This is a genomic window from Pseudomonas sp. W2Oct36 (assembly GCF_041060465.1).
Lineage (GTDB): Bacteria > Pseudomonadota > Gammaproteobacteria > Pseudomonadales > Pseudomonadaceae > Aquipseudomonas > Aquipseudomonas graminis_B.
In genome coordinates this window covers 190,184-207,580 of the sequence record NZ_JAUERW010000002.1, presented here as the reverse complement: position 1 = coordinate 207,580, position 17,397 = coordinate 190,184, and the positions used below count along the sequence as shown (strand labels likewise).

Sequence of the window (17,397 nt, the reverse complement as noted above, 5' to 3'; positions counted from 1 at the left end):
CTTGCCGAGCATAGACGCCCTCGCCGATCGCCTCTCGACCTACCTCGGCGCAGACCAGGTCAATCTGGTCCGCCGGGCGTACTTCTACGCCGAACAAGCCCACGACGGCCAACGCCGTCGCAGCGGCGAAGCCTACGTCACGCATCCGCTGGCGGTGGCCAATATTCTTGCCGACATGCACATGGACCATCAGAGCCTGATGGCCGCCATGCTGCATGACGTGATCGAAGACACCGGCATCGCCAAAGAAGCGCTTTGTGCACAGTTTGGCGAAACGGTGGCCGAACTGGTCGACGGGGTCAGCAAACTGACCCAGATGAACTTCGAGACCAAAGCCGAAGCTCAGGCCGAGAACTTCCAGAAAATGGCGATGGCCATGGCGCGGGACATTCGCGTCATTCTGGTCAAGCTTGCCGACCGCCTGCATAACATGCGCACGCTGGAAGTCCTCTCCGGAGAGAAGCGCCGTCGCATCGCCAAAGAAACCCTCGAAATCTACGCCCCTATCGCCAATCGCCTTGGCATGCACAGCGTGCGTATCGAATTCGAGGACCTGGGCTTCAAGGCGATGTACCCGATGCGCTCCTCGCGCATCGGCCAGGCGGTCAAGCGCGCGCGCGGCAACCGCAAGGAACTGGTCAACAAGATCGAAGAGTCGCTGAGCCATTGCCTTGCCGTTGATGGCATCGAAGGGGAAGTCAGCGGCCGTCAGAAGCACCTGTATGGCATCTACAAGAAGATGCGCGGCAAGCGTCGCGCCTTCAACGAGATCATGGACGTCTACGCGTTCAGGATCATCGTCGACAAGGTCGACACCTGCTATCGCGTGCTCGGCGCTGTGCACAATTTGTACAAACCGCTGCCGGGCCGCTTCAAGGATTACATCGCGATTCCGAAAGCCAACGGCTATCAATCGCTGCACACCACCCTGTTCGGTATGCATGGCGTGCCCATCGAGATCCAGATTCGTACCCGCGAAATGGAAGAGATGGCCAACAACGGTATCGCCGCGCACTGGCTGTACAAGTCGTCTGGCGATGAACAGCCGAAGAGCACCCATGCGCGGGCCCGTCAGTGGGTCAAGGGCGTGCTGGAAATGCAGCAGCGTGCGGGCAATTCGCTGGAATTCATCGAGAGCGTAAAGATCGACCTGTTCCCGGACGAGGTCTACGTGTTCACGCCGAAGGGCCGGATCATGGAGCTGCCGAAAGGCTCCACGGCGGTCGATTTTGCTTATGCCGTGCACACTGACGTCGGCAACAGCTGCATTGCCTGTCGGATCAATCGTCGGCTGGCCCCGCTTTCCGAACCGCTGCAAAGCGGCTCGACCGTCGAGATCGTCAGTGCTCCCGGGGCGCGTCCGAATCCGGCCTGGCTCAACTTCGTCGTGACCGGCAAGGCCCGTACGCACATCCGCCATGCGCTCAAACTGCAGCGCCGGTCGGAATCGATCAATCTCGGCGAGCGTCTGCTGAACAAAGTGCTCAACGGCTTCGACAGCACGCTGGAAAAGATTCCGGCCGAGCGCGTGCGCCTGATTCTTGCCGAGTATCGGGTCGAGGTCATCGAAGACCTGCTTGAGGACATTGGCCTGGGCAACCGCATGGCTTATGTGGTCGCTCGCCGATTGCTGGCCAGTGAAGGCGACCAACTGCCGAACGCAGAAGGTCCTCTGGCTATTCGTGGCACTGAAGGCCTCGTCCTCAGCTACGCCAAGTGCTGCACGCCGATTCCAGGCGACCCGATTGTCGGGCATTTGTCTGCGGGCAAAGGCATGGTCGTGCACTTGGACAACTGCCGGAACATCACGGAAGTCCGCCACAACCCCGAGAAGTGCATTCAGCTGTCCTGGGCCAAAGACGTCACCGGCGAATTCAATGTCGAGCTGCGCGTCGAACTGGAACACCAGCGCGGCCTGATCGCCCTGCTCGCCAGCAGCGTCAATGCTGCGGACGGCAATATCGAAAAAATCAGTATGGATGAACGCGATGGTCGCATCAGCGTGGTCCAACTGGTGGTCAGCGTTCACGACCGAGTGCACCTGGCCCGCGTGATCAAGAAACTGCGCGCCCTGGCCGGCGTGATCCGCATCACCCGCATGCGCGCGTAGTCAAACCGCAAACAGGAGTTTTTCATGAGCAAGACCGTCATCTCCAGCGACAAAGCCCCTGCCGCCATCGGCACCTATTCCCAGGCAATCAAGGCGGGCAACACCGTCTACATGTCGGGACAGATTCCGCTGGACCCCAAGACCATGGAGCTGGTCGAAGGCTTTGAAGCTCAGACCGTTCAGGTCTTCGAAAACCTGAAGGCTGTGGCCGAAGCTGCAGGCGGTTCGTTCAAGGACATCGTCAAACTGAATATCTTCCTCACCGACCTGAGCCACTTCGCCAAGGTCAACGAGATCATGGGCAAGTATTTTGAGCAGCCGTACCCGGCGCGCGCCGCCATTGGCGTTGCGGCGCTGCCGCGTGGCGCGCAGGTCGAAATGGACGCCATTCTGGTCATCGAGTAAATCCCGGTGCGGAGCGCAAGCCCGTTCCGCCTCCTCAGAAAAGGAAGGACTCCACCCATGCGTGTTGCGTTTGCCCTCCCGCTGCTGGTCGCACTGCTCAGCGGCTGCGCCAGCCACTCCGACAAAAGCCCGGACGGTACCTGGATCAATCAGGCCGCCATCGACGCCGCAGCCCAAGGCGGCAACCTTCGGCAGGCCCTGCTGGCTCACGGCCCGAATCTGGAATGGAACATCAACACCAAGGCCGGACAGGCCACTGCTTCCAACGGCTTCGAGCTGAGTGAAGGCAAGATCGCCAGCAATGCCGACGGCAAGTTGCGTGTCGACTTTTACGGCAATGCGTCCGATGAGTTGACCATCAAGGGTGATGACCTGGTGCAGCGCGCCAGCGACACGGGCCCCGAGCAACATTTCCGCACGCCCAAGGAAGCACCGCCGGCCGGCGCCCAACCCGGCACCAGTTTCGAGCGTGCTCTTTACACCGCCTACCTCGGCGGCAAGTGGACCATCGTCAATGGCGAAGGCCAGGGCAGCACGGTTGAGTTCCTGCCAGACGGCAGCGTCAGCGGCCTGCCGGGCAATGATCGCTATGCACTGTGCCTCGCCGGCGACTGCGCAGCCATGAGCGGTGAGTACGACAGCATGTGGCTGGAGAAGAACGAGCGCGGCAATCCGTGGATCTTCGTGCGCAACGGCAAACAGCTGGAGTTGTTCCAGGCGGTAAATAACGCCCAGGCAACTGAAATGCCGGATCTTCGCCCGGGTGAGCAGCGCTGGGTGCTCGAGAAGAACTGACTATCGCGTACGCATGGTAGGACCGGCTTCAGCCGGGAAGAGGCCAGTACCTACGATCTCAATGTCCCGGTTGTTAAGCCTGACGCCTTCTCGGCTAAGGCCGGTCCTACGAATCGATGCGAACGCGAACTAGTTCGGCTGATCTGCCAGCATCGCCTCATACCCTTCCTTATAAGTCGCATAACGCGGCGTCCAGCCCAGCGCCTTGGCGCGGGCGTTGCTGCAGCGCTTGCTCCCAGTGCGGCGCACGCTGTTTTCATCCGACCACTCCGTGACACCCAGACGCTGACGCATCCAGTCGACCACTTCGGCCAGCGGCGCGGGTGCATCGTCGACGCCGAGATAGCAGTCTTTCAGTGCCACCTCGTCCGATGCTGCTCGCAGCAAAAACGCCAGCAGCCCGGCGGCGTCATCGGCATGAATGCGGTTGCCATACAGCGGCGGGTTGGTTGCAACGGTGTAGCCCTGACGTACCCGGTTCATCAGGTCACTGCGGCCCGGACCGTAAATTCCGGTCAACCTGACAATGGTCGCTGGCACCCCACTGTCCAAGGCCACTTGCTCTGCCTCGCGCATGACCTGGCCCGAGTAACCGGTGGCTTCAACGGGTGACGTTTCATCGACCCACTCGCCTTGCTGTTGACCATAAACGCTGCTGCTGGAGACGAAAAATATCCGCTTGGGTCTCTGGCCGCTGCGCTCGCTCCAGCCCAGTACGTGCCGGAGGCCTTCAACATAAGCCGCGCGGTAACCCGCTTCATCCCGGTCAGTCGGTGTGGCGCAGTAGACCAGGTAATCGAGCCGGCCTTCCGGCCAGTGCGCGGGAATGCGGGCATCGAACAGGTCGCCGCTGACGCCGAGCACGCCTGCAGGCAGTTTCTCAACGGAGCGGCGCAGGCCGTACACCGTCCAGTCATCAGGCAACAGCTGGGACGCCAATCGGCTCCCGATGTCGCCACATCCAGCAATCAAAACGGATGGCGCTGACATGTCCAATCTCCACATCACTTATTGAATTTCAGCCCGTAAAACGGGCTATAAAACCGACCATTGGGAAGCATTCTCAGGAAAAAAGAGACGCTCTTACTTTTGTTAACAAGAATTACTTGCAATAATAACGGCCCTTTGTTCTCCTCCGCTCGCCTAGCGCCAGCGTGACGCTCTCAGAACGAACACCTATTTCATATCAGGTCGGGCCAGCATGACATCTATTCAAATCCCCGCTTCGTCAATTGCCACTCGAGGTCTGCCACGTGCTGGACGCGCCATTGCCGCGCTGCTGTTCAGCCTGATGTTGACGCCTGTAGCGCTCGCTGACGCCAACGCTCCTGCACAAAAACCCGCCGTACAAGCCGAGGCGCCAGCCGCTACACCGGTTGACCCCGCTACAGCGCCAGGCGTTCAAGAACTGACCCCGGCTTCTGCTCCAGCTGAGTCGCTCGACGCCGCGGCGGAAGATAACAGCCTGGGCATGTCCCACGATCTCTCGCCATGGGGCATGTACAAGAACGCGGACATCATCGTCAAAGCCGTGATGATCGGTCTGGCCATTGCATCGGTCATCACCTGGACCATCTGGATCGCCAAGGGCTTCGAACTGCTCGGCGCCAAACGTCGTCTGCGAAGCGAAATCGCTGCGCTGAAACGCGCGCGCAATCTGGACGAAGCCAGCGCAGGGGCCAAAAAAGAAGGCACCCTTTCCCACTTGCTGGTGCATGACGCACTCGAAGAGATGCGTCTGTCGGTCAACACCCGCGAGCGCGAAGGCATCAAGGAGCGCGTTGCTTTCCGCCTTGAACGCCTGGTCGCCGCCTGCGGCCGCAACATGAGCATGGGCACCGGTGTATTGGCGACCATCGGTTCGACTGCGCCGTTCGTGGGCCTGTTCGGTACCGTCTGGGGGATCATGAACAGCTTTATCGGCATCGCCAAAACCCAGACCACCAACCTAGCCGTTGTAGCGCCGGGCATCGCCGAGGCCTTGCTGGCCACCGCGCTGGGCCTGGTTGCCGCGATTCCTGCCGTGGTCATCTACAACGTCTTCGCCCGCTCCATTGCCGGTTACAAGGCGCAAGTGTCCGACGCTTCGGCGCAGGTTCTGTTGCTGGTTAGCCGCGATCTGGATCACCAGCCTGCGGCCGAGCGCAACCAACCGCCGCACATGGTAAAGATGGGGTAAACCATGGGCCTGCATTTGAAGGAAGGCGATGACGATCTCGCCGAGAACCACGAAATCAACGTGACGCCGTTCATCGACGTCATGCTGGTCCTGCTGATCATCTTCATGGTTGCCGCACCGCTGGCAACCGTGGACATCAAGGTCGACCTGCCCGCCTCTACCGCCAAACCGGCGCCTCGGCCCGAAAAACCGATTTTCCTGAGCGTGAAAGCTGATCAGAGCCTGTACCTGGGCGATGAAAAAGTGGCCCGCGAGCAGATCGGTCAGGTGCTGGATGCCAGGACCAAGGGCAAGAAAGACACCACGATCTTCTTCCAGGCTGACAAAGTCGTCGACTATGGCGACCTGATGGACGTCATGAATGCCCTGCGCGGCGCCGGCTACCTTAAGGTGGGCCTGGTGGGTCTCGAGACGGTCGGCAAGAAATGATCAATACGCGCCAAAAGCTGACGCGCTATAGCGGTAGTCTGTTGTTGGTGCTGGCGGTCCATGCCGTGGCGATTGTCGTCGCATTGCGCTGGCCCTCCTCGCAGGCCATTGAGCTGCCCCCGGCGGCGATGATGGTCGAGCTGGCGCCCGTTCCAGAGCCTGCACCGCCGCCACCGCCAAAAGTCGTGCAACCGCCGCAGCCGCCCGCGCCTGAAGAACAGCTGCCGATTCCGCCAGTCGCCGAGGCGCCCAAGGCCGAAATCGCTGTGCCCAAGCCGGTCAAGCCCAAACCCAAACCACAGCCGCCAAAACCTGTGAAGAAGGTCGAGCCGCCGAAGGAAGAAAAGCCAGCCGACGACAAGCCGCTGGACGCACCACCGTCCAACGCCAAGCCGGAGAAGTCGGCGTCGCCGCAACCCGCTCCGCCCACGCCACCAAGCAATGCATTACCGACGTGGCAGGGTGAATTGCTGAGTCACCTGAGCAAGTTCAAGCGTTATCCGGAAGACGCCCGACGCCGGGGCATGCAGGGCACCAGCAAGCTGCGCTTTGTGGTCGATGGCGAAGGCCGCGTGCTGTCCTATGAACTGGCCGGCGGTTCAGGAAGCGCTTCACTGGATCGAGCGACTCTGGAGATGATCCGCCGCGCGCAGCCATTGCCCAAGCCGCCGCCGGAATTGCTGAAGAACGGGTCGCTGGAAGTGGTCGCTCCCTTCGTTTATTCCCTGGATAAACGCTGAAACCAGAATTTTGTCAGCCGCGACGGGTTGATAACGTGCGTCTATCGATTGCACCCGCTATGCTGGGGCCGCAACTTCATGGACGCACGTTATGACCCTCACAGAATTGCGCTACATCGTTACCCTCGCCCAAGAGCAGCACTTCGGCCATGCCGCTGAACGCTGTCACGTCAGCCAGCCGACCTTGTCAGTGGGCGTAAAAAAGCTGGAAGATGAACTCGGCGTGCTGATTTTCGAGCGCAGCAAGAGTGCCGTACGTCTGACCCCGGTTGGCGAGGGCATCGTGGCGCAGGCGCAGAAGGTTCTCGAACAGGCTCAGGGCATTCGCGAACTGGCCCAGACCGGCAAGAATCAACTGACCGCGCCGCTTAAAGTCGGCGCGATCTACACCGTTGGCCCTTACCTTTTTCCTCACCTGATTCCCCAACTGCACCGGGTCGCCCCGCAGATGCCGTTGTACATCGAGGAAAACTTTACCCACGTGCTGCGCGACAAGCTGCGCAATGGCGAGCTCGACGCGATCATCATCGCCCTGCCGTTCAATGAGGCCGATGTCCTGACGCTGTCGCTGTACGACGAGCCGTTCTACGTGCTCATGCCGGCCGATCATCCCTGGACCCAGAAAAAGACCATCGATGCCTCGGCGCTGAACGACAAGAGCCTGCTGCTGCTCGGCGAAGGTCACTGCTTCCGCGATCAGGTGCTCGAAGCCTGCCCGACGCTGGTCAAGGGCGGCGACGCTGCCAAGCACACCACCGTGGAGTCCAGCTCGCTGGAAACCATTCGGCACATGGTCGCGTCGGGGCTGGGTATTTCCATCCTGCCGATGTCCGCCGTCGACAGCCATCACTACGCGCCCGGCGTGATCGAGGTCCGTCCGCTGTCGCCGCCGGTGCCATTCCGCACCGTGGCAATTGCGTGGCGTGCCAGCTTCCCGCGTCCGAAAGCCATCGAAATCCTCGCTGACTCGATCCGTCTGTGTTCCGTCGCTCGCCCTAAAGCTCAGGCTGAAGCGAGTTAAGGGACGGTATGACGGAGCTGTCTCATGTCTCGGTCACGGCGCTAAAAGGCGTCGGTGAGGCAATGGCTGAAAAGCTGGCGAAAGTCGGTCTTGAGAATATTCAGGACGTGCTGTTTCACCTGCCGTTGCGTTACCAGGACCGGACTCGTGTCGTGCCCATCGGCGAATTGCGTCCGGGCCAGGACGCCGTGATCGAAGGTGTGGTCAGCGGCGCTGACGTGGTCATGGGCAAGCGCCGCAGCTTGCTGGTCAGGATGGGCGACGGCACCGGCGTGTTGAGCCTGCGCTTTTACCACTTCAGCAACGCGCAAAAGGACGGCCTCAAGCGCGGTACCCACGTGCGCTGTTACGGCGAAGCCCGGCCCGGCGCCTCAGGCCTTGAGATCTACCACCCGGAATACCGCGCGATTACCGGCGACGAGCCAGTGGCTGTCGAGCAGACGCTGACGCCGATCTACCCCACGACCGAAGGCCTCACCCAGCAGCGCCTGCGGCAGTTGTGCCATCAGAGCCTGTCAATGCTTGGCCCGAAGAGCCTGCCTGACTGGCTGCCGGATGAGCTGGCGCGCGACTATCAACTCGCGCCCCTGGCTGACGCCATCCATTACCTGCACAACCCGCCTGCCGATGCTGACGTCGAAGAGCTCGCGCTGGGCCATCACTGGGCGCAGCACCGACTGGCATTCGAAGAGCTGCTGACACACCAGCTTTCCCAGCAACGCCTGCGTGAAAGCCTGCGCTCGCAACGCGCACCTGCACTGCCACCGGCGAAACGCCTGCCGAAGAGATTCCTCGCCAACCTCGGATTCCCGCCCACGGGTGCGCAGCAGCGCGTCGGCAACGAGATCGCCTACGACCTCAGTCAGCACGAGCCGATGCTGCGTTTGATTCAGGGCGACGTAGGCGCAGGCAAGACGGTCGTGGCAGCACTCGCGGCCTTGCAGGCCCTCGAAGCGGGCTATCAGGTCGCACTGATGGCGCCCACCGAGATCCTCGCCGAACAGCACTTCATCAATTTCACCCGCTGGCTGGAGCCACTCGGCATCGAGACGGCCTGGCTTGCAGGTAAGCTCAAGGGCAAGGCGCGGGCGGCGTCACTGGCGCAGATCGCCGGCGGCACGCCCATGGTCGTCGGCACGCACGCGTTGTTCCAGGACGAGGTGCAGTTCAAGAACCTCGCGCTGGTCATCATCGACGAGCAACACCGTTTCGGCGTTCAGCAACGCCTGGCCCTGCGCAAGAAGGGCGTCGGCGGCTCGATGTGTCCGCATCAGTTGATCATGACCGCCACCCCCATCCCGCGCACCCTGGCGATGAGCGCCTACGCCGACCTCGACACGTCGATTCTCGACGAACTGCCCCCCGGGCGTACGCCGGTGAATACCGTTCTGGTGGTCGACAGCCGGCGCATCGAAGTGGTCGAGCGCGTACGCAATGCATGCGCCGAAGGCCGGCAGGCGTATTGGGTGTGCACGCTGATCGAGGAGTCCGAGGAGCTGACGTGTCAGGCCGCTGAAACGACGTTCGAGGAACTGACCAGCGCGCTGGGCGAGCTCAAGGTCGGCTTGATTCACGGGCGCATGAAGCCCGCCGAAAAAGCCGCCGTCATGGGCGAGTTCAAGCAGGGCAACCTGAATCTGCTGATTGCCACGACAGTGATCGAGGTCGGCGTGGACGTCCCCAATGCCAGCCTGATGATCATCGAAAACCCGGAACGCCTGGGCCTGGCGCAGCTTCATCAATTACGCGGTCGGGTCGGCCGGGGCAGCGCGGCCAGCCATTGCGTGCTGCTGTATCACCCCCCGCTTTCGCAGATCGGTCGCCAGCGGCTGGGCATCATGCGTGAAACCAACGACGGCTTCGTGATTGCAGAAAAGGATCTGGAGCTGCGTGGGCCGGGCGAGATGCTCGGAACGCGCCAGACAGGACTGCTGCAATTCAAGGTTGCTGACCTGATGCGCGATGCAGATTTGCTGCCAGCGGTCAGGGACGCGGCGCAGGCGCTGCTTGAGCGCTGGCCTCAACATGTCAGTCCCCTGCTGGAGCGCTGGCTGCGCCATGGCCAGCAATACGGCCAAGTGTGAAGCAGTCAACGCAATAACAGGGTGTCTCACCTCTATAACAACTAAGCTGGTTATACTTCAGCGATTGTAGGAATCTGGATACAGGCCATGACAGAAGTTGCCCACATCGACGCAACCCCACACTGCCCTTCTATCATTCGGCAGTTGCTGGGCAAAGCTGCCATCAACTTCCGTGAAGTGACTGATGACGAGTCTCTTCCGCTTGATCAAAAAGTGCAGGCCATTCTGGTCGACGACTCCGTTGGCGCGCTGTTCATCCTGTTTCCACAAAACCAATTGCTCGACCTCAATCGTGTTACCGAGTTGACCGGCCGCAAGTTGAAAGCGGTTCCGAAAGAGTCGCTCGAACTCATGCTGCAAAAACATAAACTGGGCACGTTGCCCGGCCTGCCTTCGCTGACCAGCTCGCCTTGCCTGTATGAAGAGCGGATTCTGTCCGGCAATACCGTGCTGATCGATTCTGGTGAACCAGGCCTCTTGCTGGAGATCAGCAGCGAGGAATTTAAGACGCTGTTGACCAAGGCCAGCGCTGCCCGCTTTGGCGAGCCGGTGACCTCCGTCACACCCAACCTCACGCGTCCCGATGACGACCGCGAGGAAATCACCAAAGCCGTTCAGAATTTCACTGCCCGGCGCATCCAGCAGCGTCTTGAGTCCACGGTGGAAATCCCGCCGTTGGCCGACACGGCGCAGAAGATCATCAAGCTGCGCGTCGATCCCGACGCGACCATCGACGACATCACCGGCGTGGTGGAAACCGACCCGGCATTGGCGGCACAAGTCGTGAGCTGGGCGGCGTCCCCGTATTACGGCTCAGCAGGCAAAATCCGCTCGGTGGAAGATGCCATTGTTCGCGTGTTGGGTTTTGATCTGGTGATCAATCTGGCGCTCGGTCTGGCGCTGGGCAAAACCCTGGCGCTGCCCAAGGATCATCCGCAGCAGGCAACCCCTTACTGGCAGCAGTCGATCTACACAGCCGCGATCATCGAAGGCCTGACGCGCGCCATGCCACGTGCCGAGCGCCCGGAAAGTGGCCTGACGTACCTCGCCGGCTTGCTGCACAACTTCGGCTATCTGCTGCTGGCGCACGTGTTTCCGCCGCATTTTTCGCTGATCTGCCGCCAGATCGAAGTCAACCCGCATTTGCACCATAGCTACGTCGAGCAGCACCTGCTGGGCATCAGCCGCGAGCAGATCGGCTCCTGGCTGATGCGAAACTGGGACATGCCGGAGGAACTGGTCATCGCCCTGCGCTTCCAGCACGACCCGCACTACGCAGGCGAGCATTACAAGTATGCAAACCTGGTGTGCCTGGCGGTGAGGCTGCTGCGCAAGGAAGGCATTGGCTCAGGCCCGCTGGAAAGTATTCCGGACGAGCTGCTCGAACGCCTGAAGCTGTCCCGCGAGAAAGCTCAGGACGTGGTGAAGAAAGTACTGGAGGCCGAAGTGCTGTTGCGCGAACTGGCCTCGCAGTTCAGTTAATCCGGAAGTGTCCGGGGAGGACTACTTCTTCTTCCTCGGCTTCAGATACTTCGTCAGCCCCTGAAACCACATCACCAGGCCAGCGTTGCCGGTCACCACGATATTCTTGTCCTGAATGCCCTGCATGAACGCGAGCTGCTTGTTCCGAGCCTGCAGGGTGGCGAAGCCGTAGTCGGCATCCTTGAAAGAAATCACGAAAGCAGGCGCCGCGAAGGTGCCGGCGCGGCTCTTCACGCGTTGATCGCGCAAGATGAAATGCCTGGCGATCTTGCCGTCAGCCGTCTGCAACTGGAACGCCAGATCCTTCCCCGCAAGTTGCTGTTGAAACGCGGGATTATTGCGACTGGCGCGGGCCATCAACAGGCCCAATATCCAGAGTAGAAAACGAAACTTCATGCGTGGGCCTCATGGGGTCAGCGGCAGTTTGGGTGACCAGGCGCAGTGTAGCGAGCTTGATTGACCGGTGAACAAGCAGAACCGGTCAGTCGCAAAGTGGCGGACTGGACGAAGCGCACAGGTCCAGCACGGTTGATTCATCGGGCATAAAAAAATGGACATGCCGACTGATCGGCATGCCCATTTCCGCGCTGCTCGCCCCCCGCAGAGCGCTCAGCGAATTACTTTTTCTTTGCTGCGGGTGCCTTGGCCGCTGCGGCCTTGGCTGGCTTGGCATCTTTGGCGGCTGCTGCCGGCTTGGCTGGTTTCGCTGGCTTTGCCGCGTCCGGATTAACGCTGTCTTTGAGAAACTTGCCCGGCTTGAACGCCACCGTGTTGCTGGCCTTGATCTTGACGGGCTCACCGGTCTGAGGGTTCTTACCGGTGCGGGCGCCACGATGGCGCTGCAAGAAAGTGCCGAAGCCAACCAGTGTGACACTGTCCTTCTTGTGCAGCGCGTTGGTGATTTCGTCGAGCACGGCGTTGAGGACGCGATTGGCTTGTTCTTTGGTGAGATCTGCTTTCTCGGCGATAGCCGCTGCGAGTTCTGGTTTACGCATATGAAGCCTCTTTTACGGTTTTTTGTTTTTATGTCCCGTGCAGCCCTTGCGGACAGCGAGCAGGTGCCGCAACAGCTCTACGTTGCGGCAGACCGGAATGAGAATGGCACGCCACCGGGGCCCGCGCCAGTACGTGAGCCACGATTGTTTCAACTAAAAGATGGCTTATCCGACAGAACGACTGTTAATCATGCCAGCAGCGGGGGCAAAGCCTTGTTCAGGGCGAGCTTGTCCATCACCGCAGCGCCTGTCAGCGCGTAACCCAGCAGGTTGCCGTCGCTGTCGCAGCACAACGCCTTGATATCGGCGCCCTCACCTTCCACGGTCCAGACACCTTCCGAGCCCTTGGGCGGCGGGGACACTACCAGCGGGCAAACCGGCGTTTTCACCGTGACCGGCATTGGGCCATATTTGACGGCTGTGGGTGTGCCAGCGAGGGTCTGCGCCAAGGCTCGGGCGCAGTTCATCAGCGGCATGACGTAAAGCAGGTTCAGCCCATCCACTTCAGCGCAGTCGCCCAGCGCGTAGATGTTTGCGTGGGACGTCTGCAAATGCCGGTCGACCACAATGCCACGCCCGACTTCCAGGCCCGCCGCTGCGGCGAGATCAGTGCGAGGACGCAGGCCTATGGCCGACACCACCAGATCGCAATGCAGCACCTCGCCGTCGGACAGGTGCGCTTCGAGACCGTTGTCGGCACGATCAAGCCTAGTCATCAAAGGCCCGAGGTGAAAACGCGCACCCAGGCTTTCCAGCCCGGCCTGTAATGCGGCGGCGGCCGCAGGAGGCAGCAATGTCGGCATCACCTGCTCGCATGGCGCAACCAAGTCGATTTCGTGGCCGCCCAAAATCAGATCGTTGGCAAACTCACAGCCGATCAGGCCTGCGCCGAGGATCAACACCCGCTTCTTGCCGGCGGCTGCGGCGCGGAAACGCGCGTAATCCTCAAGATCGTTGATCGGGAATACGGCGTCGCAAGCATCACCCGCCACCGGCACGCGGACGGTTTCCGCCCCCCAGGCCAGAATCAGGTCGCGGTAGGCCACCGCTTCCTCGCCGATCCACACACGCTTATGACCCGGATCGATGCCGCTGACGCGGGTGTGCGTGAGTACCTCGGCCCTGAGCTGCTCAGCCATGGCGCCCGGCTCGGCCATGCTCAGTCCGTCGGCTTCCTTGTTTTTGCCAAAGCCGGTGGAAAGCATGGGTTTGGAGTAAGAACGGCCGTCATCGGCGGTGATCAGCAACAGCGGCGTCTCGCCATCCAGCTTGCGAAATTCGCGAGCGAGGTTGTAGCCGGCTAGCCCGGTACCGATGATCACGACAGGTGCGTTCATTCACTTCTCCAGCGGGGTCTTGGAAGTCGGCGGATCAGCCGATTTCGATCATTTCAAAATCCATTTTGCCGACGCCGCAGTCAGGGCACAGCCAGTCTTCCGGCACATCCTGCCAGAGCGTGCCCGGCGCGATGCCGTCAGCCGGCCAACCGTCGGCTTCGTTGTAAATCAGGCCACAGACTACGCATTGCCACTTTTTCATCGCTCGGTTCTCTTGGTTTCAGGCTAGAGGTCCCAGACGCTCCGCTGTCGTCGCGAAGTTTATCGAATGGGTCAGGCCTTTTACTGATCACAGCGCCATGACGCAAGTTTCATTGATGTACAACGCGTGTACTTTCCAGTGGGAGCTGGCTTTAGCCGGGAAGGCGTCAGTAGTCGCACCGCAAAATTGAGATTGTTCACACCGGCCTCTTCCCGGCTGAAGCCGGTCCCACTAATACGCCGCGTATCGCCAGTAGAACTGGCTTTAGCCGGGAAGGCGTCAGTGGCCGCACCGAGAGATTGATGGTGTTCACACCGGTCTCCTCCCGGCTGAAGCCGGTCCTACGAATACTCCACATATCGCCAGTAGGACTGGCTTTAGCCGGGAAGGCGTCAGTGGGCGCACCGCGAAATTGATGGCGTTCAAACCGACCCCTTCCCGGCTGAAGCCGGTCCTACGAATACTCCACATATCGCCAGTAGGACTGGCTTTAGCCGGGAAAGCGTCAGTGGCCGCACCGCAACATTGAGGGTGTTCACACCGGCCTCTTCCCGGCTGAAGCCGGTCCCACTAATACGCCGCGTATCGCCAGTAGGACTGGCTTTAGCCGGGAAGGCGTCAGTGGGCGCACCGCGAAATTGATGGCGTTCAAACCGGCCCCTTCCCGGCTGAAGCAGGTCCCACGAATACTCCGCGTATCGCCAGGTGGACTGGCTTTAGCCGGGAAGGCGTCGGGGGCGTCGGCGCAAACGGGTGGGTGCTCCGGTCGTCGGTCAAAAATCGCAATCATGCTAAGCTCGCCGCCTCGATTGCCGCCTGTGTTTGTCTCCCGTGATCCAGCAAACCCCTGCATTTCCAGCGCCCGAGTGGCTTTTGCGCGATCAATTGATCGGAGCACCCTCGCCCGCCGTTCTTGAGTGGCTTTTCCACGAAGATTCCTTGACCCGACGCCTGACCCGGCTCTCTGACGACCACTTTTGCGTCGAACCGCAGTTCGAAGGCTGGCAGCACCTGCGTGACGATGAATGCGCCGCGCTGCAATTGCCTGAGGGCAGCGAAGGCTGGGTGCGTGAGGTCTACCTGCTGGGCCGCAATGAAAGATGGGTGTTTGCCCGCAGTGTCGCCGCTCGCCGCGCGCTGGAGCAGGATGGCCTGCACATGGACGAACTCGGCACCCGGTCACTGGGCGAGTTACTGTTCAGCGATGAAGCCTTCGCCCGCGGCCCGCTGCAGGTCTGCCGCTATCCTGCGCAATGGCTGCCCGAGACTGACGCACAGCAGGGCTTGTGGGGACGCCGCTCCTGTTTCAGCCGAGGGAACTTGAGCATTCTGGTAGCGGAGGTGTTTCTGCCCACTGCATGGCGTGCCATCGAACCCAACGCTCCACTGCATGCTCAAGAGGGCCGCTGATGTACCTGTCGTTGCTCAAATCCCTGAACCGTCTGCACCCACGCGCCTGGGACTTCATCCAGCTCACGCGCATCGACAAGCCCATCGGCATTTATCTGTTGCTGTGGCCCACCTTGTGGGCCGTCTGGATTGCCGGCAAAGGCTCGCCGTCCCTGAGCACGCTGCTGATTTTCGTCGTCGGCGTGTTCCTGATGCGCGCGGCGGGCTGCGTGATCAACGACTTCGCCGACCGCAAGGTGGACGGCCACGTCAAACGCACCGAGCAGCGGCCTTTGGTCAGCGGCAGGGTGACGTCAAAAGAAGCGCTGATCGTGTTCGCGGTACTGGTGGGAGCGAGCTTTGTGCTGGTCTTGTTCACCAACGCGACGACGATCTGGCTGTCGTTCGGCGGGCTTGCTCTTGCAGCCACTTATCCCTTCATGAAGCGCTACACCTATTACCCGCAGGTGGTACTGGGTGCCGCGTTCTCGTGGGGCATGCCGATGGCGTTCACCGCCGAGACCGGCGAGCTGCCCGCTGCCGCCTGGCTGCTGTACATCGCCAATCTGCTGTGGACGGTGGGATACGACACGTATTACGCGATGACGGATCGCGAGGACGACTTGAAGATCGGCGTGAAATCCACCGCCGTGCTGTTCGGCGATGCGGATCGGGTGATCATCCTCACGCTGCAATGCCTGGCGTTGTTTTGCCTGATGCTGGCGGGTGCGCGCTTCGAGCTGGGCCTGTATTTCTTCATCGGCCTGCTGGTAGCGGCGGGATGCTTCGCCTGGGAGTTCTGGTCGACGCGGGACAAAGACCCGCAAGCCTGTTTTAAGGCCTTTCTGCACAACCATTGGGCGGGGCTGGCGATTTTTGTCGGTATCGTGGCGGACTACGCGCTGCGCTGACCAATTCGGACACACGCAGCGCTTTAAGCGATCAGATTATGGCTTGGCGATGTGCCAGACGTCGCCCTTGCCGTCGCCGGTTTTGTCGCCAGCGGCCTTATCGCTTTTGAAGAAGTACAGCGGCTTGCCCTTGTAAACCCACTGCGAAGCACCGTCATCGCGCTTGATAATGGTCCAGTCGCCCTCAGGCTTGTCGCTGGCCATGGCAGTCAGCGGCGGCCAGTTGGTTGCGCACTGATCGTTGCAAACGGACTTGCCTGCCGAGGTGTCTTTATCAAAGGTGTAAAGGGTCATGCCTTTGTGGTCGGTGAGCATGCCGTCACTGGTCATCGCGGGCGCGGCAGCGAATGCCATCCCGGAAGATGCCAACGCTGCTGCCGCCAAAAGGCGCATCAGAGCAGAAGAAATTTTAGCCATGGATGAATCCTCTTCTTGTTTGTCGTTGTATGGACATTTCTTGTAGGACAAGTCCCCAGCTTAGCCCTAGACCGGCGAATACGCCTAGCGCGAACTAACCTGTCACACGACTGCAATAATTCCGTTATCTAATGCGCCCCAAGACAGTTAAATGACATGAGGTTCGAGGCATGGCTGGCAGGAGCATTCTGATCGTCGACGACGAAGCACCCATACGCGAAATGATTGCCGTCGCGCTGGAAATGGCTGGCTATGACTGTATTGAGGCTGAGAATTCGCAACAGGCCCATGCCGTGATTGTCGACCGCAAGCCGGACCTCATCCTGCTGGACTGGATGCTGCCCGGTACATCCGGCATTGAGCTGGCCCGTCGTTTGAAGCGTGACGAGCTGACCGGTGACATCCCGATCATCATGCTCACGGCCAAAGGCGAAGAGGACAACAAGATCCAGGGTCTTGAAGTCGGCGCCGATGATTACATCACCAAACCCTTTTCTCCCCGCGAACTGGTCGCCCGGCTCAAGGCCGTGCTGCGGCGAGCTGCCCCGAACGATGGCGAATCGCCGATCGAAGTGGGCGGTCTGCTGCTGGACCCGATCAGCCACCGCGTGACCATCGACGGCACACCTGCCGAGATGGGCCCGACCGAATACCGCCTGCTGCAATTCTTCATGACCCACCAGGAACGCGCCTACACCCGCGGGCAGTTGCTCGATCAGGTCTGGGGCGGAAACGTCTACGTGGAAGAGCGCACCGTGGATGTCCACATCCGGCGTCTGCGCAAAGCCCTCGGCGAGGCTTACGAAAATCTGGTACAAACCGTCCGCGGTACTGGCTACCGCTTCTCCACCAAAAGCTGAAAACGCTTTTGGCAGCGATTCAGACCGCTGAAGACAAGGAC

Annotated in this window: 17 protein-coding genes and 1 pseudogene; 12 read left to right on the top strand and 6 right to left on the bottom strand. The window is 60.7% G+C overall.

Annotation, left to right across the window (positions count from 1 at the left end; genetic code table 11):
* Position 1: 1 nt before the first annotated feature.
* From spoT to QWI18_RS03640, 3 genes are read left to right on the top strand one after another with little or no spacing between them, the layout of a single operon-like run.
* The gene (spoT, locus tag QWI18_RS03650) at positions 2 to 2,110 is read left to right on the top strand and encodes a bifunctional GTP diphosphokinase/guanosine-3',5'-bis pyrophosphate 3'-pyrophosphohydrolase (protein ID WP_065988224.1); all 2,109 of its coding nucleotides are present in this window, start codon (positions 2 to 4) and stop codon (positions 2,108 to 2,110) included.
* Between the two features lie 24 nt (positions 2,111 to 2,134).
* Entirely contained in the window at positions 2,135 to 2,515 is a 381-nt protein-coding gene (locus QWI18_RS03645) for a RidA family protein (protein ID WP_065988223.1), read from the top strand.
* Positions 2,516 to 2,572: 57 nt separating this feature from the next.
* Positions 2,573 to 3,310, top strand: a complete 738-nt coding sequence (locus QWI18_RS03640; protein ID WP_192130654.1) for a hypothetical protein — start codon at positions 2,573 to 2,575, stop codon at positions 3,308 to 3,310.
* Between the two features lie 129 nt (positions 3,311 to 3,439).
* Here the strand turns inward: QWI18_RS03640 and QWI18_RS03635 are convergent, their stop codons facing one another.
* A complete protein-coding gene (locus QWI18_RS03635) occupies positions 3,440 to 4,300 on the bottom strand; it encodes an SDR family oxidoreductase (RefSeq protein WP_369318234.1) in 861 nt (286 codons plus the stop codon).
* A gap of 211 nt (positions 4,301 to 4,511) precedes the next feature.
* Here QWI18_RS03635 and exbB point away from each other — a divergent pair, with 211 nt between their 5' ends.
* From exbB to QWI18_RS03605, 6 genes are all read left to right on the top strand, one after another.
* On the top strand, positions 4,512 to 5,489 hold the full coding sequence (gene exbB / locus QWI18_RS03630; RefSeq protein ID WP_192130652.1) for a tonB-system energizer ExbB: 978 nt from the start codon (positions 4,512 to 4,514) through the stop codon (positions 5,487 to 5,489).
* A gap of 3 nt (positions 5,490 to 5,492) precedes the next feature.
* A complete protein-coding gene (gene exbD / locus QWI18_RS03625; RefSeq protein WP_369318233.1) occupies positions 5,493 to 5,918 on the top strand; it encodes a TonB system transport protein ExbD in 426 nt (141 codons plus the stop codon).
* On the top strand, positions 5,915 to 6,658 hold the full coding sequence (locus QWI18_RS03620; protein ID WP_065988217.1) for an energy transducer TonB: 744 nt from the start codon (positions 5,915 to 5,917) through the stop codon (positions 6,656 to 6,658). The genes exbD and QWI18_RS03620 overlap by 4 nt, the downstream gene beginning before the upstream one ends.
* Before the next feature lie 91 nt (positions 6,659 to 6,749).
* Complete coding sequence (locus QWI18_RS03615; protein WP_065988216.1) at positions 6,750 to 7,679, top strand: hydrogen peroxide-inducible genes activator; 930 nt, start codon at positions 6,750 to 6,752, stop codon at positions 7,677 to 7,679.
* Between the two features lie 8 nt (positions 7,680 to 7,687).
* Positions 7,688 to 9,763 (top strand): ATP-dependent DNA helicase RecG, encoded by a 2,076-nt coding sequence (gene recG, locus QWI18_RS03610; protein WP_296307182.1) that lies wholly within the window; start codon positions 7,688 to 7,690, stop codon positions 9,761 to 9,763.
* An 87-nt stretch (positions 9,764 to 9,850) separates the two neighbouring features.
* Complete coding sequence (locus tag QWI18_RS03605) at positions 9,851 to 11,245, top strand: aminoacyl-tRNA deacylase and HDOD domain-containing protein (RefSeq protein WP_065988214.1); 1,395 nt, start codon at positions 9,851 to 9,853, stop codon at positions 11,243 to 11,245.
* Positions 11,246 to 11,266: 21 nt separating this feature from the next.
* Here QWI18_RS03605 and QWI18_RS03600 read toward each other — a convergent pair whose 3' ends face one another.
* The 4 genes and pseudogenes from QWI18_RS03600 to QWI18_RS03585 form a co-directional block, all read right to left on the bottom strand.
* Positions 11,267 to 11,641: a helicase gene (locus tag QWI18_RS03600; RefSeq protein WP_369318232.1), complete on the bottom strand. Its 375-nt coding sequence runs from the start codon at positions 11,639 to 11,641 to the stop codon at positions 11,267 to 11,269.
* 329 nt (positions 11,642 to 11,970) lie between these two features.
* Positions 11,971 to 12,240, bottom strand: a pseudogene (locus tag QWI18_RS03595) (HU family DNA-binding protein); the annotation flags it as partial.
* Between the two features lie 188 nt (positions 12,241 to 12,428).
* Positions 12,429 to 13,577 (bottom strand): NAD(P)/FAD-dependent oxidoreductase, encoded by a 1,149-nt coding sequence (locus QWI18_RS03590; protein ID WP_369318231.1) that lies wholly within the window; start codon positions 13,575 to 13,577, stop codon positions 12,429 to 12,431.
* Positions 13,578 to 13,611: 34 nt separating this feature from the next.
* Complete coding sequence (locus tag QWI18_RS03585; RefSeq protein WP_369318230.1) at positions 13,612 to 13,779, bottom strand: rubredoxin; 168 nt, start codon at positions 13,777 to 13,779, stop codon at positions 13,612 to 13,614.
* 831 nt (positions 13,780 to 14,610) lie between these two features.
* On the opposite strand from QWI18_RS03585, the gene QWI18_RS03580 reads away from it, so the two are divergent.
* Together QWI18_RS03580 and ubiA are read left to right on the top strand one after the other, a co-directional pair.
* Positions 14,611 to 15,189, top strand: coding sequence for a chorismate lyase (locus tag QWI18_RS03580; RefSeq protein ID WP_369318229.1), 579 nt, complete (start codon positions 14,611 to 14,613; stop codon positions 15,187 to 15,189).
* On the top strand, positions 15,189 to 16,079 hold the full coding sequence (ubiA, locus tag QWI18_RS03575; protein ID WP_369318228.1) for a 4-hydroxybenzoate octaprenyltransferase: 891 nt from the start codon (positions 15,189 to 15,191) through the stop codon (positions 16,077 to 16,079). The genes QWI18_RS03580 and ubiA overlap by 1 nt, the downstream gene beginning before the upstream one ends.
* Before the next feature lie 36 nt (positions 16,080 to 16,115).
* On the opposite strand, the gene QWI18_RS03570 is transcribed toward ubiA, so the two are convergent.
* On the bottom strand, positions 16,116 to 16,472 hold the full coding sequence (locus tag QWI18_RS03570; protein ID WP_244160332.1) for a hypothetical protein: 357 nt from the start codon (positions 16,470 to 16,472) through the stop codon (positions 16,116 to 16,118).
* A 194-nt stretch (positions 16,473 to 16,666) separates the two neighbouring features.
* Between QWI18_RS03570 and phoB the strand changes: the two genes are divergently transcribed.
* Entirely contained in the window at positions 16,667 to 17,356 is a 690-nt protein-coding gene (gene phoB, locus QWI18_RS03565) for a phosphate regulon transcriptional regulator PhoB (RefSeq protein WP_065988205.1), read from the top strand.
* The last annotated feature ends 41 nt before the right edge of the window (positions 17,357 to 17,397 follow it).

Excerpts from the sequence above, each read along its gene's own strand:
- QWI18_RS03640 (WP_192130654.1), top strand. The coding sequence starts at position 2,573 with ATGCGTGTTGCGTTTGCCCTCCCGCTGCTGGTCGCACTGCTCAGCGGC.
- QWI18_RS03620 (WP_065988217.1), top strand. The coding sequence starts at position 5,915 with ATGATCAATACGCGCCAAAAGCTGACGCGCTATAGCGGTAGTCTGTTG.
- exbD (WP_369318233.1), top strand. The coding sequence starts at position 5,493 with ATGGGCCTGCATTTGAAGGAAGGCGATGACGATCTCGCCGAGAACCAC.
- QWI18_RS03615 (WP_065988216.1), top strand. The coding sequence starts at position 6,750 with ATGACCCTCACAGAATTGCGCTACATCGTTACCCTCGCCCAAGAGCAG.
- exbB (WP_192130652.1), top strand. The coding sequence starts at position 4,512 with ATGACATCTATTCAAATCCCCGCTTCGTCAATTGCCACTCGAGGTCTG.
- QWI18_RS03635 (WP_369318234.1), bottom strand. The coding sequence starts at position 4,300 with ATGTCAGCGCCATCCGTTTTGATTGCTGGATGTGGCGACATCGGGAGC.
- QWI18_RS03600 (WP_369318232.1), bottom strand. The coding sequence starts at position 11,641 with ATGAAGTTTCGTTTTCTACTCTGGATATTGGGCCTGTTGATGGCCCGC.
- QWI18_RS03590 (WP_369318231.1), bottom strand. The coding sequence starts at position 13,577 with ATGAACGCACCTGTCGTGATCATCGGTACCGGGCTAGCCGGCTACAAC.
- QWI18_RS03605 (WP_065988214.1), top strand. The coding sequence starts at position 9,851 with ATGACAGAAGTTGCCCACATCGACGCAACCCCACACTGCCCTTCTATC.
- QWI18_RS03645 (WP_065988223.1), top strand. The coding sequence starts at position 2,135 with ATGAGCAAGACCGTCATCTCCAGCGACAAAGCCCCTGCCGCCATCGGC.
- QWI18_RS03585 (WP_369318230.1), bottom strand. The coding sequence starts at position 13,779 with ATGAAAAAGTGGCAATGCGTAGTCTGTGGCCTGATTTACAACGAAGCC.
- ubiA (WP_369318228.1), top strand. The coding sequence starts at position 15,189 with ATGTACCTGTCGTTGCTCAAATCCCTGAACCGTCTGCACCCACGCGCC.
- recG (WP_296307182.1), top strand. The coding sequence starts at position 7,688 with ATGACGGAGCTGTCTCATGTCTCGGTCACGGCGCTAAAAGGCGTCGGT.
- phoB (WP_065988205.1), top strand. The coding sequence starts at position 16,667 with ATGGCTGGCAGGAGCATTCTGATCGTCGACGACGAAGCACCCATACGC.
- QWI18_RS03570 (WP_244160332.1), bottom strand. The coding sequence starts at position 16,472 with ATGCGCCTTTTGGCGGCAGCAGCGTTGGCATCTTCCGGGATGGCATTC.